A 15,769-nucleotide genomic window follows, 5' to 3' on the forward strand; every position below is an offset into this window, starting at 1 on the left:
AACAGACACAACTCTTGATCTGCTCGATATACCGTCCGTCGTTCGCCAGACCATGCGGGAGAACATTCTCCCCGCGTTGAAGCAACACACCGGCAACAAGGACTGGCCGACCCTCGCCGACCTCAACCGCTCGCTCGTGCTGCAGGTTCCGGATCTCGACAAGTCCTTGTTGCTGCTCGGACGCGGCAGCCTCTATGCGAAGGCATTCGAGGACGCGCAGCGGACACTCGCCATCGCCTGCCTCCTCTACCCGGACCTCGTCGACGCGCATTATTATTGTGGCGTCACCCACCTGCGTACCGGCGACTATGGGGAGGCGGTGACGTACCTTCGCCGCGCGCTGGCGCTCGATCCGGGCGCAGTGCGCAGCAAGCGCGATCTCGCCGACGCCCTCGCGAGATCCGCCCGCGGCCTGCCGCGCAACGAGCAGCGGGCAGCGATCGAGCACGAGGCGCTCACCCTCCTGCTCGAGGCCGCCGCCGCCCAGCCGTCGCTCGAGATCACGCTCAGGGCCGCTCGCCTCGCCTTCGACCAGAGCCGCTTCGCGGAAGCCCTGGAGCTGTTCCAGAAGGTTATCGACGAGCAGCCGGCGCACGTGCTGGCCCTCAGTGGCGCCAGCCGGAGCCTGGTCGGATTGCGGCGCGTCTCCGAGGCGCTGCGCCTCGCCAAGCGCATCGTCGAGATCGACCCGAACAACGAGACGGCCCGCTATCAGCTGCGCGTCCTCCGCTTCCTGGACGACGACGACCAGCCCGAGCAGCGCCACCGCTTCGGCGCGCTGATGCTCGACCCGGACGGCCGGCACAGCCTCGTCGACGCCGATGGCTCGGAGGTCCGGCTCGACCCGGCCGGGCCGACCACCGACGCTGCCACCCGGCTGTCGGCCGTCGCGGCCGTGTGGCTGGAAGTGTGCGCTCGCGGGGCGCGGGACGAGGCCGCACCGGCTCCGCCCGCCGGCGCGATGGACGAGCGCTTCGGCTGCCACCGCTTCCGCGAGGACGGGGGGGCCGAGCGGGTCTTCTGGCACCGCGACGCCGTGACAGAACTCGTGCGGTCGACCGGCACCGCCCAGACGCTGGCGCGCCTGAAGACGTTCGAGGAGCTCTACCTGCCGGGGTTCCGGCCGCCGCGGCCGGGCGACACCGTCATCGTCATGTCGCGCCACGGCATCGTCAAGTTCGGCGGCGGCGAGCATTTCATCGAGAGCATGGCCGATCACTACCGCAGCATCGGCCTCGAGCCGATCATCGTCGGCATCTCGAACGAGCGCGCGGGGGAAGCGGGACGGATGGGCGACAGGCCCTTCGCGTTCGTCGGCGACAACCCGAACAGCCTGCGGGAGCTCGTCCTGCGCACGGGCGCGACGCTTGTGCACGGCATTTCCGGCACGGGCATGCTGGCTGCGAGCGCACTCGAGATGATGAACGTGCAGCTCGTCTATGGCGTCCACTTCTGGCGCGAGGCGCTGGGCTCGGATGCCGGAGATGCCTTCTTCGACGAGACGGGCGCGCCGATCCCGCGATCGGAGTTCGAGTTCGTCCTGACCCGCGCCTCCACCGTCTACGCCAACTCCCACTATACCCGGCAAGTGCTGGAGACGGCCTTCGGCGTCCGCTGCCCGGTCGTCTACTCGGTCCCGCACGACCTGGAGCGCGCGGCGTGACGGCGGCGGCACCCGAGCCAGGCTTCGTCCTGCTCGTCAACGCCAAGCCGGAGAAGGGCTTCGACCTCATCGCGCAGGTGGCGGCGACGCTCCGCCATATCCCGTTCGTCTCGATCGCCAGCCAGTCCGACGCGACGGAGGCGCGCGAGCTCGTCCGCCGTCTGGGGGCGACGAACGTCCGCATCATCGAGAAGACCACCGACATGGCCTCGCTCTACCGAGCGGCCCGGATGGTCGCGGTGCCGAGCTACCGCTTCGTCGAGACGTTCAGCCGCGTCTGCATCGAGGCGCAGCGTTACGGCAAGCCCGTGATCGGCTCCGATGTCGGCAACGTTCCCTATCTCCTTGCCGAGTCGGGCATCGTGCTTCCGGAGAGTGTCGAGCTCTGGGCGCAGGAGATCGCGCGGCTCTACGGGGACGCGGCCTATTATGGCGAGCGCTGCCGGCTGGCGGCGGAGAACTCCGAGCGATACTCGCAGGCGGCGCAGCGCGAGGACATCCTGCGCATCGTCGAGACGCAGACGGACGCCATGCTCGTCTGCGTCGGCTCCGGCATCGGAAACATGCTGCACGCCGGGCCGATGATCCGCAACATTGCCCGCACGCTTGGCCGGCGCGTCGATCTGCTCGTCGCCGAGGATCATGGCACGAGCCTGTTCCTGCTGCAGAACGACCGGTTCGTGAACAGTGTCTACTCGCTGCGCAACTACGCGCTCCGGCGGCGCTACGACACCATTTTCGTGACGCACTGCTTCGGCACGGCGAGCCTGCCCTTCCACGCGCGGCGCGTGGTGTTCAGCCGCGACTGGGACGGCTTCCATCCCGGCCATGCCCTGCACGAGGCGCTGTTCAACCTCGAGGCGGCGAAGGTTCTCCTGGGCATCCCCTACGATCCGGCCACGGCCGCCGCCGACTACTATGTCGGGAACTACGCCTACCAGCGGCCGAACGGCGGCCTCGTCGGCTTTCACGGCGGCTCCAAGAGCGGCTTCTGGACGAGCAAGCGCTGGCCGCACTTCCCGGCCCTGGGCGGCAGGCTCCGCGACGCCGGCTACAGCGTCGCCTCCTTCGGGACCCCCGCGGAATATGTCGAGGGCACCCTCGACCACACCGGTGGCACCATCGAGGAGATGGTGCGCGGCATGCTGCAGTGCGACGCGTTCATCTCCAACGACAGCGGCGTGATGAACATCGCCAACGCGTTGGGCATTCCCGTCGTCGGCATCTTCGGGCCGACCAACTGGGAAACGCGCGGCCCGCTCAGCGCGCACGGCCGCAGCGTCAGCCTGTCGTCCGAGTGCTCTCCCTGCGAAGTGAAGAATTCCAAACACTTCCTGGCGGGCGGCTGCACCTGCATCGACCGCCTCGACCTCGAGACCGTATGGGCGGCGGTGCAGGGTCTCCTCGCCGAAGTGGAACGGGTCCACGTGCCCCTCAAGCTCGTCGTCAGCCGATGAGCCCGTCATGGAGGTCCGGTGCAATGATCCTCATCCCCGTGGCCGCCGGAGAACTGGTCGACAAGATCACCATCCTGGAGATCAAGCGCGACCGCATTTCCGACCCTGCGCGAACGGCGAACGTCATCCGTGAACTGGAGGCGCTGCGGAAGGTCGCCGACGCGGTGTTCGGCAGGAGCCAGGCCCACGTCGGGCTGCAGGCGAACCTGAAGGCGGTGAACGAGCTCCTCTGGGACATCGAGAACGCCAAGCGCCAGCACGAGGCGGAACAGCGCTTCGACGCCGAGTTCATCCAGCTCGCCCGCAACGTCTACATCTTCAACGACCGGCGGGCAGCGATCAAACGCGAGATCAACATGCTGTTCGGCTCGGAGATCGTCGAGGAGAAGGTGCATCCGGCCTACGGCGCCGCGGCACTTGCCGGCGCGGCATCGCATTGACTGCACCGCGACGTCGACGCAACGCAACTTCAAGGGGCTCCCGCATGGATACTCCCGACTTCACCGCCGACACCTGGACGCAACGGCTGGACCGGATGATCCACGCCGAAGCGGCCGGCAAGCAGTCGACGATCATGAAGTATCCGAACGAGCTGGCGTTCTTCGCCGGATTCTGCATCGACAACGGGGTCCGAAGCTACCTGGAGGTCGGCATCCAGCACGGAGGCCTTCTCGCCTTCATGGAGACGGCGTGCCAGTTCGAGACCGTCGCCGGCGTTTCCTACGAGGAGCGCGAAACCCTGCGGTCGCGGAGAAACGGCCACCCGGACTGGGCAATCTTCATCGGCGATTCTCATTCGCCGGAGTACCGGACCTGGCGCGCGGGTCTCGGGCAGATCGACCTCGTGATGATCGACGGCGATCATTCCTATGCCGGCGTGAAGGCCGACTATGAGCTGGAACTGTCGATGCCGTCCCGCTACATCGCCTTCCACGACATCGCCAACAAGGCGTGCGGCGTGCCGCGACTGTGGAACGAGATTCCCGACGACCGGAAGCTCGGATCCCTCACCAATGATGATCCCGAGGTCCGGATGCTGATCACCATCCGCGACCGCAACACCGAAGACTTCTATAGCAGGCACATCGAGAAGCACGGGGTCGGCGCCGGCATCGGGATCGTGCGCGGGTCGCTGGAGGCAGCGTGATCCGCACCCACACCGCGCCCTGCCGCCGCGTCCGGACGCGCGCCATGCGCTCGGCCGACCGCCGGCGGGCGCGCCCGGATGGCGCACCCGAAGCCGGTGCCTAGCCGGCCGTGCGGACGAAGAGAAAGTTGGTCTGGCCCTTCGCGCCGATCATCGCCCGCAGCTCCGCTTCATCGAAGCTCGTCAATTCGTTGCCGGCCAGCCGCCCGAGATGATCATGGCGATCAGCGAGGCGGCGCTTCGGCGCGATGCCGATGTCATAGACGGCGTAGCCGAGGCCCGCGACGTCCGCCGCCATTTTCACATACTGGGAAAACGGCGTCCTCTTCTCGAACTTCGGGGAGATCTCGACGATGGCGGCATGGATGGACCGATTGCGGAAGCACTCCATCGCCCCCCGGATCACCAACGGGTCGAAGCCCTCCACGTCGACTTTCAGCAGCCGGATTCCGTAGGTCGAAAGCTTGAAGGCATCCGCGAGAGCATCGATTGAAACGCGCGGCACGCCCTTCGCCACGCCATCGCACGTGTCACAGACGTAGCGGCGATAGGGTGTGATCAGGTTCTGGAACCCGTTCAGTCGAATATTCTCGACGAGCGTGGCATAGACGTCGATATCATACTCGAACGACAGCACCTTGTAGCCGCGCGACGCTGCGATCAGGCTGTAATAACCGAGCTGCGCCCCGACATCGACGAAATAGCCGCTGTCGGCCTCGCCGGGTGGAAGCAACTCGAGAATGATCTCGGTCTCGTCCGGCTCCCAGCAACCGTACTCCCGGATCGTTTCCGTCACGGCATCGCGAAACAGCGTGCCATCCTCCCGCTCCTTCGGCGGAAAAGGCCGCATCTTGAGACCGCCAATTCCGCCGATGGTCAGAACATCGCCCATGATACGCCCTCACGAAAGCCTTAAGAAATCAATCAGCTTTTGATTGTGGGCGGTATTACTGTACTGGTCAAGGGTAAATGCTTTTGCTTCCTGTGCGACTTTCTGTCGAGCCGTGTCGTGGCGGAGCCAGAACAGCATCTTGTCCTCGGCCTCCTCGAGGCTGCTCCAGGTGTCCAGGTGCCGGCCGACGTCGAACAGCGTCTCGATGCCGGCGACGGCGTCGGTCAGCATGAAGCTTCCCGTCGACAGCACATGAATGGTGCGCTCGTTCAGGTAACCGTAGGCGTCCGGACGGTTGTGCGAGTTCAGGTTTATCTTTGCGGACTTGTAGATGCCCGGCATCTGGTCCCAGTTGCGGCGCCCCTTGAACGCATGCTTGAGGTCAGGCGCGCCGAACTGCCCGCCCCAGGTGACGCGACTGCCTTCCCAGGGACCGTAGAGGTGGAGATGGCCGAGCCTGTCCGCCAGTCGTGCAAGTTCGGTCCGCTCGGCGAGGACACGCGGAAACAGCGCGCGCGGATAGACGTTGGTCGCAGCGAGGGACAACTCGCACTCTTCCTGGGTGACCGCGGCGGCGTTGCCGTGAATCTCCGCATCCGAGGGCGGATACAGACAGATCGCCTGCAATCCATGCTGCTCGTACCAGGGAACGGAGGCGATGCAGCACGTCACCGCGTGCGAGAATTCCATCGCCCAGGGCGCCCCCGTCAGGTCGATCTGCACGGGATCGTCGAAGCTGTGAAACACCGTGGCCATCTCGGGCCGCAGCCGTCTGAGCTCCGAAATCAATCCCGGCGGGCAGTCATACTTGCACATCACCCAGATCAGGAGATCCGGCTTCCAGTCACGCACGATGCCGCTCAAGGTCTCGTGCAGATCGTCGGCCGGCTCGTACTTGGTTCCCGCCTTGCGCGTCGCGACGTGCACGACGTCATGGCCGAGCTTCTGAAAACCCCGATGAATTGAAAGAACGGCATCCGAAATCCGGCGTCCGCCGCACATCAAGACATTGAGCTTCTTCATGCTGGGAAATACTCTGGCGACGAGATGGCAATGGGTTCCGAGAGGCGAATCCGGCCGGGAGCATAGACAGATACGCCGTCCTTGACGAGTACGGCGACCGCCATGCCCGCAGGGCGCGACCGTTTTCGGCGCCGCAGGACACGGGCCGGCCGGGTGCAGAATTCCCCTTTTGGCCGCTGTCGGAAACCATCGCAGGCAGGCAAGCGGGTCGGGGGCTGGCGGGGCACGGCCCTGCCCGGCCCGATTGCCCTGCGTGCAACGTCGATCAAGGGAAGGAGTGGCGGGAGTGACGGGGCTCGAACCCGCGACCTCCGGCGTGACAGGCCGGCGCTCTAACCAACTGAGCTACACCCCCTCGGTCGACGCGCGTGTCGGCGCCGAGGCGAGGCGGGAGGTACGATCTGCGCCGGGCAAAGTCAAGCGCGGCGACGCAGCTTCCTGTGTGCAGCGGCGACAGCCGTCGCCGCGGGCACAGGCGCGGCGGCCGGACGGTCGTGCGGGTGCGGCGATTCAGGCCGCGACACGTTGTCGGAGCCGCCCGGATGCGCTGCCCCACCCCGACGGGTCGGCCGATCACGTAGCGATGCCGCGAACGTGTTCGGCCCTGTCCGATCCCCCAAATCGGCGGATGCCACCCGACAGCAGCCGCTCGTATTCCTGCCTTCCTCGCGCCAACAGCCCTCGCTGACGCCTCCCCGCTGCGGCGAATGGATCGCTTCTTGTCGTTCACCGCACAATCGGTGCGGCAAAGGACAGGTCTCCTCGGCAGCAGCGATCGAGGGAATTGGGAACTATTCTATCCTGCCGCTTATAAACCACCTGCCGGGAGCGGCTCGCCGGTGGAAATTCTGCGGGGATCCGAACCATCAGGCGCTTTCGATGCGCAACGACCATCCGTGCCGCAGCGCAGCATCAACCGTGTTCCACGCCAGATCGAGGACCACCGGTTGTAGTCCGACTTCAGTATTCTCGTCTTGCTTTCGTCGCTGGTGATCGCGCTATAGCCGGCCTGCGCGAATTGTGCTCCTGTTTCGGATCGAACGACAAGAAGAAGACGGGGGGAAGACTGCACCGATAGGCGCCAGGGGGGTGGCGCCTTCGTGCTCAGTAAAGCCATCGGACGAAGAAGACTTCTGCCAACGCGCCGATCGTCTCCGCCGGAGACGATGTGGGGGCGCTCGCGTCGATTCAACAGGAGGCATTGATGTCACGTTCCCGTTCGCGCCATTTCCTGGCGCTCGCAGCCATCCTCACCGCCGGCACCGCGCTCGCCGGCACTGCGTTCGCAGGCAGCGCGCCCGGCACCGCGCCGGCCGCCAAGGGTGCTCCCGCCGCAGTTCAGCAGGCGCCGGACCCGATCACCGCCGCCTCCGGGCTCGAGGTGTTCTATCGCAAGTTCGGCAAGTACCGCCTGTCCGTCGACGCCGCCGGCAGCAACGATCTCAGCCACGTCGTCAGCGTCAAGAAGCCCGCCAAGGACGCGGTGGTCGAGAAGGCCTTCCTGATGGCCGCCTCGAGCGGCGTCGTTACCATCGGCAACGACAACGTCACGCTCGACGGCAAGAAGGTGACCTGGATCGACGGCGTCTACAACGATATCCAGTTCACCCCGGCCTTCTTCCACAGCGTGCTCGCCGACGTCACCAACATCGTCAAGCCGAAGGTGGATGCCGCCGGCGCAGGCACCATCGACTTCGCTCTGGCGGAGCCGGTCAACAACTTTTCAATCGACGGCGAGGTGCTGGCTGTCGTCTTCCGAACGCCGAGCGACGCGGAGAAGCGCACCGTCGTGCTGATGTTCGGTGGCCAGCAGCTCGCCGGTGACCGCTTCGAGCTGACGCTTGCCGAGCCGATCGACCCGAAGGCGCGCGGCGCCTTCGCCAACATGGGCCTCGGCATCTCCTACAGCGCCCAGCCGACCAACCAGTACAGCACCATCGACGTCAACGGCCAACGGCTGTCGACGTCGGCCGGTGGCCAGGACGATGGAAGCTTCGCGAACGGCGCGCTGATCACCGCCGGTGGCCTCGGAGACGCGAAGGCCAACCCGGTCGACCCGAACGCGCAGCCGACCGACACCCGCACCGACGACGAGATGTACGATCTCCTGAAGTTCCTCGATGCCAAGACGGCGAAGATCCTCGTCGACACCTACAACCCGTCTGACGACGACAACATCTTCTTCGCCTGGTTCGAGCTCTCGGGGAAGGGCGACGTCAACAAGGATACCGACGGCGACGGCCTGCTCGATTCGTGGGAGACCAGCGGCTACGACCACGACGGCGACGGCAAGGTGGACGTGCCGATCCACAAGCGTGGTGCGGACCCGAACCGCAAGGACATCTTCATCGCCTACGCGTGGATGGAGGCCTCGGAGACGGAGGCCGTGTCGCACGAGCCGAGCAAGGCCGTGCTGAAGGCCGTCGCCAAGTCCTTCAAGAACGCGCCCGTCACCAATCCTGACGGCAGCACCGGCATCACCCTCCACTTCAGGAACCTCGGCGGCGTGCCGCACGACGCCGACCTCAACCCGGTGTGGACCGAGTTCGACGCGATCATGAACCCGCTCGTCTCGGAAGCCGAGCGGCGCATCTATCACCGCATGATCGCGGGCCACGGCTACAGCGGCGGCGGCTCCAGCGGCCTGTCGCGCGGCATCCCGGCGAGCGACTTCATCGAGACGCTCGGGCTGTTCCCGTCCAATCCCGGTACCGTCGTCCAGCGCGCCGGCACCATCATGCACGAGCTCGGCCACAATCTCGGCCTGCGCCACGGCGGTGTCGACCACGAGAACTACAAGCCGAACCACCTCTCCATCATGAGCTACCACCACCAGCTCGACTGGATCCTGCACAAGGACGGCGCCAAACTCGACTACGAGCGCTTCGACCTGCACGATCTCAACGAGGCGGCGCTGAACGAGACGGCTGGCCTCACCCGCCAGGGCGGCGACGCGCCGCTCCGGCCCTATGGTGCGCGCTGGTTCTCCGCCGGCGTGTCGAAGTCGAAGCCGCAGGGCGCCAACGCCAAGATCGACTGGAACAACAACATCATCAACACCGACAACCCGGTGGCGGTCGATCTCAACAACAGCGGCGTCCAGAGCATCCTGCGCGCCCGCTTCCCGGAGTGGGACAACATCATCTACGACGGCGGCGAGATCGGCGCCGGCGAGGAGCCGCTGCAGAGCCTGATGACGAGCCCCGACGACCTGAAGGAGCTCAGCTGGGACGACTATGTGGCGATGAAGTCGAAGCAGAAGAACTGAGCCACGGCACGCCGAACGCGGCCGCGGGGGCATCGTCCCCCGCGGCCGTCGTGTTTTCGCCGCCGCGCGGGGCGAGGGTCGTGACCGGCAAAGGTGGGAGCGTGACGGTGGGCATGACGGCGCAGCGTGCGAGACGGACGGGAGTCGGGCCGGTGGTCTCCGCAACCACGGCGGCGGCGCTGATCGGGGTCTGCCTCGCTTCAGCGCTGGTGCCCGCGACCGCCCAGGCCGACGGCGGCATCTCCGTCGACGAGTACCATCGCGTCTTCCCGCCGGCGCCGGTCGAGGTGCGGGCGGCCTTTGAGGCGACTGCGGTCGTCGTGACGTGGTCGCCGCCGCCGCTGGTGGCGAGGAGCGGCCAGCCAGCCTATGACCCGGCGGTCGCCGCCTATCGCGTCTACGCAGTCGACGAGGCGGGCGGCCGAACACTGCTCGGCGAGGTCGCCGCGACGACCACACGCTTCGTGGACGACGCGCCCGTCGCTGCCGGCCGCACCTATGCCGTCACCGCCGTGCAGCGCTCCGGCCAGGAGAGCGGGCTGTCGGAGAGCGCGCGGGCGCCTTGACGGATCCGCGACGATGCGGCGGGACGCGGCTGCCCGCGAGAGCGGCGCGCGGGTCCTGGCCCGCGCGCCGCCGTGTCGATGTCCGGCTTCAGACGGGCGGCTCGCTGCCGCCGCAGGTGACGACGAGGTGGAAGCCGGAATCGACCGACGCGCCGGCCTGATCGTAGGTTGCGATGTAGACGCCATTGGGCTCGCCGTTGAGGCCGACGACGGTGACCGCGCCGTCGTCGGGCACTCCCGTGTCGCCGGCGAAGCCGACATTCGCCGTGTAGGCACACTGCGAGACGTCCCGGTCGAAGAGAACGGCGGACTGGCCTTCGTCCTGCTTGCTGACGCTGACGACACCGGCGCCGCGGGCGAGCGTCAGGTCGGGGTTGACCACCGCCCACAGCGGGGTGTCGGTTTCGACGATGAAGTAGGCGAGTTCGCTCTGCGGTCCCTTCTTCGACCCTTCGACGCCGCGGACGCGCCAGCTCGCCGCCTTCGGATCGATCGCCTCGCCGAAGGGGGCGCGGCAGACCAGGTTCTTCTTCTGATTACATTTGGCCTTGGCGGAAGTGAAGGTCTTCTTCTGGAGAACCGCACCGTTCTTGTCGAGGATCTCGACGTCGTACTTGTCGGCGTTCTTCGACACGAGCCAGGCGAAATCGCCCATCGGCGCGACCGAGGAACCTGACGGATAGACGGCTTCCGTCTTGCCAGCGTCGGCTGCCGCCGGCGCTGCTGTCAGCGCCAGGCCGAGACATGCTGAAATACCAAGTGCAAAATGCTTCGTCCGCATATTCCCCTCCACGACGCGCATCATCTCGTGACCGAGTTACTTCGCGCGCGGCGGAACGATAAGGCGCGGCGATGCCGGACTCTCATCATTTTTTCGGCATTGGGCGAACATCTTGAGATATCGGCCGGACGTCTGCACGACGACTTCCGGCACGACTTCAGGACTGCAGGATGTCGGGCCGGTCGCCGCCGGGCCCGCGGAACCGGGCGCGACGGCTCGATCAGTCGAGCGCGAGGCGTGCGACGACACGCGCGTGCGGGACGGAGCGGTCGATCTCGACGCCGCCGGCGGGTCGGCAAAGCGCCCTCACCAGCCGCATGCCGAGCCCACGGCTCATGGCAGGGTCGAATTCGACCGGGAAGCCGTGCCCGTCGTCGACGACCGCCACCTCGATGGCGCCCGCGACGGGTCGGATCGTCACCCGCACCGGCCCGCTGCCGTATTTCAGCGAATTGGTGATGAGTTCCATGGTGATCAGGCCGAGCGGCGTGATGACGTTCACCGGCAGCGCGATCTGCGGGCTGTCGATGGCGATCGGTCGGGCGGTATCGTCACCCGGCAGCAACTGGCGGACGTCGCCCATCAGCCCGTCGAAGTAGCTCGGCAGGTCGGCGGTCTCGACCGAGCCGCCGGCGTGCAGCCGGTGATGCACGGCACCGATGGCGGAGATGCGGGAGGCCGCCTCCTCGAGCTGGACGCGGACCTCCGTGGACGTCTGGGAGCGCGCCTGCAGCTGGAGGATGCTGCGCACGAGTTGCAGGCTGTTCTCGACACGGTGGTGGACCTCCTTCATCAGGAGATCCTTCTCGTGCAGCAGGCGGTCGCGGGCCTCCTGGCGCGCCTGCATCTCGAGCGCCGCCGCGAGCGTGTTGGCGAGCGATTGCAGGAAAGTGGAGTCGTGATCGCCGAAATCGTGGCGGTCGGTGCTGTCGCCCTCCAGCACGCCGAAGGGCGGGGCATCGCCACCGCGGATCACCACGTTGAGGGCACTCTTGATGCCGTGGCGGGCGAGCAGTTCCGGCGTGCGGAAGCGCTCCTCGTCGGAAAGATGGTTGGAGATCACCGGCCGCTGGGTGCGGAAGGCGTAGCCGGCCGGGCTCGCGAGATCGCCGCCGATGCGGGCGTGTCCGACGACCCCCGGCTGCCAGCCGACGCCGGCACAAACGAGAAAGTCCGCTTCGCCGGGCTGATGCTGCAGCACCTTGGCGAAGCGCGTCTGCAGGCCGTCGGCGGCGACGCGGCTCGCCTCCTGCAGGATGTCGTGGAGGCCGTTCGCCTGCTGCATGGCGAACAGCCCGAACTCCGCCACGAGCTTCTGCTGGCTGAGGCGCATCGCAAACTCTGCGACCGAGGGTTCAGACCCGGCGACGGACATGGACGAACTCGTCTTCGAGGGGTTATCGGAAGAAGGTTGCACCATGGCCTTCGCGCGCACCCTTTCTGTAACCGGTGTGTTGATTTCGTGGCGGGCGGCCGGTGCGGCCCCGTTTGCTGCCGCTCAATGAAAATTGCGCCCTTTCGGCATGGCCGCTGCCGCCTCGTCGCGGAACGGCCGGCGCGGCGGGCCACGGCGCTCATCCTGCGGGCGCTTGACCTCGTCCGACTGCATGACGGCGTCGACGCCGGCGCCGGCGATGCCGTCGATCAGCACGTTGAGGTCCTCCAGCCGGTCGGCGACGAGGTGGACGACGCCGCGCTCGTTCTGCAGCTTGCCCGTCACCGCGACGAGGCGGGCGGCGAGCGCCTCGGCCCGGAAGCGCTCGAAGACGCGCGGCCAGACGATGACGTTCGCCCACGCCGTCTCGTCCTCGATCGTCATGAAGACGACGCCGCTCGCCGTGCCCGGCCGCTGGCGCACCAGCACGAGGCCGGCGATCGTCAGCCGCCGGCCGGGCGCCGTCTCCGGCAGCCGGGCGTTCTTCGTCACGCCGCGTGCATCGAGCGTCCGGCGGACGAAGGCGACCGGGTGGTGCTTCAGCGACAGTTTCAGGTGGCGGTAGTCCTCGACCACGTGGGTGCCGAGCGGCATCGCCGGCAGCGCCACCTCCGCCTCGCGCGCCTCCATCTTGACCGCCCGGAACAGGGGCAGGTCGTCCTTGTCGCCGGCCCGCCCGAGGCCGCGCACCGCCCACAGTGCCGCGCGCCGATCGAGCCCGAGGGAGCGGAAGGCGTCGGCATCGGCCAGGCGCTCCAGCACGGAGGGCGCGAGGCCCGTCCGCAGCCAGAGGTCCCGGACGGAATCGAAGCCCGTCCCGCGAGCGGCGACAAGCGCCCTGCCCTGCGCCTCGCCGAGACCCTCGACCTGGCGCAGCCCGAGCCGCACGGCGTTCACCGCTTCGATGTCGCCGGCCATGTCGGCGTGACGACGGTGCAGCCGCGGCGCCGCCGGCGCGCCCGGCTCCAGCGTGTGGTCCCAGTCGGAGTGGAGGATGTCGACGGCACGGAACTCGACGCCGTGCTCCTCGGCGTCGCGGACGAGCTGGGCGGGGGCGTAGAAGCCCATCGGCCAGGCGTTCATCAGCCCGGCGGCGAAGACGTCCGGGTAGCGGCACTTCACCCAGGCGGAGGCGTAGACTAGGAGGGCGAAGCTCTCGGCGTGGGAGCGCGGGAAGCCGTAGGAGCCGAAGCCCTCGATCTGCTTCCACAGGTCCTCGATGAACTGCGCCGGATAGCCCTTGGCCCGCATGCCGGCGAAGAGCTTCTCCTGAAAGGTATGGATGGTGCCGACATGCCGGAAGGTCGCCATCGCGCGGCGCAGCCCGTCGGCGTCGGCGGCGGAGAAGTTCGCGGCGACCATGGCGATCTGCATCGCCTGCTCCTGGAAGAGCGGCACGCCGAGCGTCGATTTCAGCACCGGCTCGAGCTCCGGGAGGGGATAGACCACCTTCTCCCGCCCCTCGCGGCGCTTGAGATAGGGGTGCACCATGCCGCCCTGGATGGGGCCGGGGCGGACGATCGCCACCTCGACGACGAGGTCCTCGAAGCGCTCCGGCTTCAGGCGCGGCAGCATCGACTGCTGCGCCCGGCTCTCGACCTGGAAGACGCCGACGGAATCGGCCCGTTGCAGCATGCGGTAGACCGCCGGGTCCTCGGGGGGCACGTCGCAGATGCGCGTCACAGGCAGGCCGTAGCGCTCGCGCAGGAGGGCGAAGCACTTCCGGAGCGCCGTCAGCATGCCGAGCGCCAGGATGTCGATCTTGAGGAGGCCGAGCTCCTCGAGGTCGTCCTTGTTCCACTCGATGATCGGCCGGCTCTCCATGCCGGAGCGCGTCAGCGGCACCAGCTCGTCGAGCCGGCCGCGGCTGACGATCATGCCGCCGACGTGCTGGGAGAGGTGGCGCGGGAAGCTGATCAGCGCCTTCGTCAACGCCATCACCATGGCGAGGCGGCGGTCGGCCGGATCGAGGCCGATGCGGCGCACGTCGGCCTCGGCCACGCCGGAGGACGACCAGCCCCAGACGGCGCCGGCAAGGGCTGCCACCGTGTCCTCGGAGAGGCCGAACACCTTGCCGACCTCGCGCACGGCGCTGCGCGTGCGGTAGGTGATGGTGGTGGCGGCGAGGCCGGCGCGCTCGCGGCCATAGCGCGCGTAGATGTAGGCGATCACCTCCTCGCGGCGCTCGTGCTCGAAGTCGACGTCGATGTCGGGCGGCTCGTTGCGGTTGGCCGAGATGAAGCGCTCGAACAGGAGGTCGCTGCGGGCGGGGTCGACCTCGGTGATGCCGAGGCAGAAGCACACGGCGGAGTTCGCCGCCGAGCCGCGCCCCTGGCAGAGGATGCCGCGGCCGCGGGCGAAGCGGACGATGTCGTCGACGGTGAGGAAGTAGGGAGCGTAGGAGAGCTCGGCGATGACGGCGAGCTCGTGGGCGAGCACGGTCGCCACCTTCTCCGGCACGCCGCGCGGATAGCGCTCGCGTGCTCCCTCCGCGGTGCGCGCCTCCAGCGCCGCCTGCGGCGTGGCATGACCGGCGCGCAGCTCGTCCGGGTACTCGTAGCGCAGCTCGTCGAGGGAGAAGGTGAGGCCTGCGAGGAAGCGCATGGTTTCCGCGACGGCCTCGGGGTAGGCGCGGAACAGCCGCGCGGTCTCCGCCGGCGCCTTCAGGTGGCGCTCGGCGTTCGCCTCGAGCCGGCGGCCGGCGGCGGCGGCGGCGAGCGTCGTGCCCTCGCGGATGCAGGCGAGAACGTCCTGCAGCGGCCGGCGGGCGGGGGTGTGGTAGACGACGTCGCCGACGGCGATGAGCGGCAGCCGGTGCGCCGCCGCCAGCGCCGCGAGGCGGGCGGCGCGGCGTGCGTCGTCGCCGCGCCGGCCCATCGCCAGCCCCACCCACACCCGCCCTGGTGCTGCGTCGGCGAGCCGCTCGAGCAGGGCGGCGAAGCCGGCACCCGGCCGCGGCGGCGGCATCGCGATCAACCGCAGGCCGGCGCCCGCTGGAGGCCGGGCCGGGGCCTCGGGGGCTCCTGCCGATCCGCCCCCTGCCCAGCCGCCCTCCCCTGGCGACCCCTTCCCCTCCTCCTCGGCGAGGACGGCGAGGAGGTCGTCGAGGCGGAGCTCCGGCGACCCCTTCTCGCCCTTCAGGTTGGCGGCCGTCAGCAGCCGGCACAGCCGGCCATAGGCGGCACGATCGGCCGGGTAGGCGAGCACGTCCGGCGTGCCGTCGGAGAAGCCGAGGCGGCAGCCGACGGCGAAGCGCACGCCCTTCTCCTTCGCCGCGGTGTGGGCGCGGACGATGCCCGATAGCGTGTTGCGGTCTGCGAGCCCGATGCCGGCGAGGCCGAGCTCGGCGGCGGCTTCGACGTATTCCTCCGGATGCGAGCCGCCAGTGAGGAAAGTGAAGTTGCTGGTGGTCGCAAGCTCCACATAGGCGGGCGAGGCGACCCGCGGCGGGGCCGGTGGGCTTGGCGGAGGGGGCTCGCGCAGGGCTGCATGCGGGGCGTCCCGGTCCGGTGGGCGCTCTCTCATGCGAAGAGCCGG

The 15,769-nt window shown here is 68.1% G+C and carries 12 protein-coding genes and 1 tRNA gene; 7 read left to right on the forward strand and 6 right to left on the reverse strand.

Features of this window, described 5'->3' with window-relative positions; genetic code table 11:
- The first annotated feature begins 76 nt into the window (after positions 1 to 76).
- From RUR49_RS12875 to RUR49_RS12890, 4 genes are read left to right on the forward strand one after another with little or no spacing between them, the layout of a single operon-like run.
- On the forward strand, positions 77 to 1,663 hold the full coding sequence (locus RUR49_RS12875; protein ID WP_409146780.1) for a tetratricopeptide repeat protein: 1,587 nt from the start codon (positions 77 to 79) through the stop codon (positions 1,661 to 1,663).
- Positions 1,660 to 3,120: a glycosyltransferase family 9 protein gene (locus RUR49_RS12880; protein WP_409146781.1), complete on the forward strand. Its 1,461-nt coding sequence runs from the start codon at positions 1,660 to 1,662 to the stop codon at positions 3,118 to 3,120. Before RUR49_RS12875 ends, RUR49_RS12880 begins: the two co-directional genes overlap by 4 nt.
- A 23-nt stretch (positions 3,121 to 3,143) precedes the next feature.
- Complete coding sequence (locus RUR49_RS12885) at positions 3,144 to 3,560, forward strand: DUF6165 family protein (RefSeq protein WP_409146782.1); 417 nt, start codon at positions 3,144 to 3,146, stop codon at positions 3,558 to 3,560.
- Between the two features lie 44 nt (positions 3,561 to 3,604).
- Positions 3,605 to 4,267 (forward strand): class I SAM-dependent methyltransferase, encoded by a 663-nt coding sequence (locus tag RUR49_RS12890; RefSeq protein ID WP_409146783.1) that lies wholly within the window; start codon positions 3,605 to 3,607, stop codon positions 4,265 to 4,267.
- Positions 4,268 to 4,367: 100 nt separating this feature from the next.
- Here RUR49_RS12890 and RUR49_RS12895 read toward each other — a convergent pair whose 3' ends face one another.
- From RUR49_RS12895 to RUR49_RS12905, 3 genes are all read right to left on the reverse strand, one after another.
- A complete protein-coding gene (locus RUR49_RS12895; protein ID WP_409146784.1) occupies positions 4,368 to 5,159 on the reverse strand; it encodes a hypothetical protein in 792 nt (263 codons plus the stop codon).
- A 9-nt stretch (positions 5,160 to 5,168) separates the two neighbouring features.
- Positions 5,169 to 6,182, reverse strand: a complete 1,014-nt coding sequence (locus RUR49_RS12900; RefSeq protein WP_409146785.1) for a glycosyltransferase — start codon at positions 6,180 to 6,182, stop codon at positions 5,169 to 5,171.
- 278 nt (positions 6,183 to 6,460) lie between these two features.
- A tRNA-Asp gene (locus RUR49_RS12905) sits at positions 6,461 to 6,537 on the reverse strand.
- Positions 6,538 to 7,386: 849 nt separating this feature from the next.
- Here RUR49_RS12905 and RUR49_RS12910 point away from each other — a divergent pair.
- Together RUR49_RS12910 and RUR49_RS12915 are read left to right on the forward strand one after the other, a co-directional pair.
- Entirely contained in the window at positions 7,387 to 9,450 is a 2,064-nt protein-coding gene (locus RUR49_RS12910) for a hypothetical protein (protein ID WP_409146786.1), read from the forward strand.
- 152 nt (positions 9,451 to 9,602) lie between these two features.
- On the forward strand, positions 9,603 to 10,016 hold the full coding sequence (locus RUR49_RS12915) for a hypothetical protein (RefSeq protein WP_409146787.1): 414 nt from the start codon (positions 9,603 to 9,605) through the stop codon (positions 10,014 to 10,016).
- Positions 10,017 to 10,104: 88 nt separating this feature from the next.
- Here the strand turns inward: RUR49_RS12915 and RUR49_RS12920 are convergent, their stop codons facing one another.
- Together RUR49_RS12920 and RUR49_RS12925 are read right to left on the reverse strand one after the other, a co-directional pair.
- Entirely contained in the window at positions 10,105 to 10,797 is a 693-nt protein-coding gene (locus RUR49_RS12920) for a hypothetical protein (RefSeq protein WP_409146788.1), read from the reverse strand.
- Positions 10,798 to 11,017: 220 nt separating this feature from the next.
- Positions 11,018 to 12,172 (reverse strand): sensor histidine kinase, encoded by a 1,155-nt coding sequence (locus RUR49_RS12925; RefSeq protein ID WP_409146789.1) that lies wholly within the window; start codon positions 12,170 to 12,172, stop codon positions 11,018 to 11,020.
- Here RUR49_RS12925 and RUR49_RS12930 point away from each other — a divergent pair.
- On the forward strand, positions 12,171 to 12,302 hold the full coding sequence (locus RUR49_RS12930; RefSeq protein ID WP_409146790.1) for a hypothetical protein: 132 nt from the start codon (positions 12,171 to 12,173) through the stop codon (positions 12,300 to 12,302). The genes RUR49_RS12925 and RUR49_RS12930 overlap by 2 nt on opposite strands.
- On the opposite strand, the gene RUR49_RS12935 is transcribed toward RUR49_RS12930, so the two are convergent.
- Positions 12,296 to 15,757 carry an error-prone DNA polymerase gene (locus RUR49_RS12935; protein ID WP_409146791.1) on the reverse strand — a complete coding sequence of 1,154 codons (3,462 nt, stop codon included), beginning with the start codon at positions 15,755 to 15,757 and terminating at the stop codon, positions 12,296 to 12,298. The two genes, RUR49_RS12930 and RUR49_RS12935, sit on opposite strands and share 7 nt — an antisense overlap.
- Positions 15,758 to 15,769 lie beyond the last annotated feature (12 nt).

It is taken from the genome of Pseudoxanthobacter sp. M-2, from assembly GCF_046156265.1.
Classification (GTDB): domain Bacteria; phylum Pseudomonadota; class Alphaproteobacteria; order Rhizobiales; family Segnochrobactraceae; genus CAMDHY01.

Coding starts and splice junctions, on each gene's coding strand:
- RUR49_RS12885 (WP_409146782.1), top strand. CDS start 3,144: ATGATCCTCATCCCCGTGGCCGCCGGAGAACTGGTCGACAAGATCACC.
- RUR49_RS12890 (WP_409146783.1), top strand. CDS start 3,605: ATGGATACTCCCGACTTCACCGCCGACACCTGGACGCAACGGCTGGAC.
- RUR49_RS12895 (WP_409146784.1), bottom strand. CDS start 5,159: ATGGGCGATGTTCTGACCATCGGCGGAATTGGCGGTCTCAAGATGCGG.
- RUR49_RS12900 (WP_409146785.1), bottom strand. CDS start 6,182: ATGAAGAAGCTCAATGTCTTGATGTGCGGCGGACGCCGGATTTCGGAT.
- RUR49_RS12910 (WP_409146786.1), top strand. CDS start 7,387: ATGTCACGTTCCCGTTCGCGCCATTTCCTGGCGCTCGCAGCCATCCTC.
- RUR49_RS12920 (WP_409146788.1), bottom strand. CDS start 10,797: ATGCGGACGAAGCATTTTGCACTTGGTATTTCAGCATGTCTCGGCCTG.
- RUR49_RS12930 (WP_409146790.1), top strand. CDS start 12,171: ATGGACGAACTCGTCTTCGAGGGGTTATCGGAAGAAGGTTGCACCATG.
- RUR49_RS12925 (WP_409146789.1), bottom strand. CDS start 12,172: ATGTCCGTCGCCGGGTCTGAACCCTCGGTCGCAGAGTTTGCGATGCGC.
- RUR49_RS12935 (WP_409146791.1), bottom strand. CDS start 15,757: ATGAGAGAGCGCCCACCGGACCGGGACGCCCCGCATGCAGCCCTGCGC.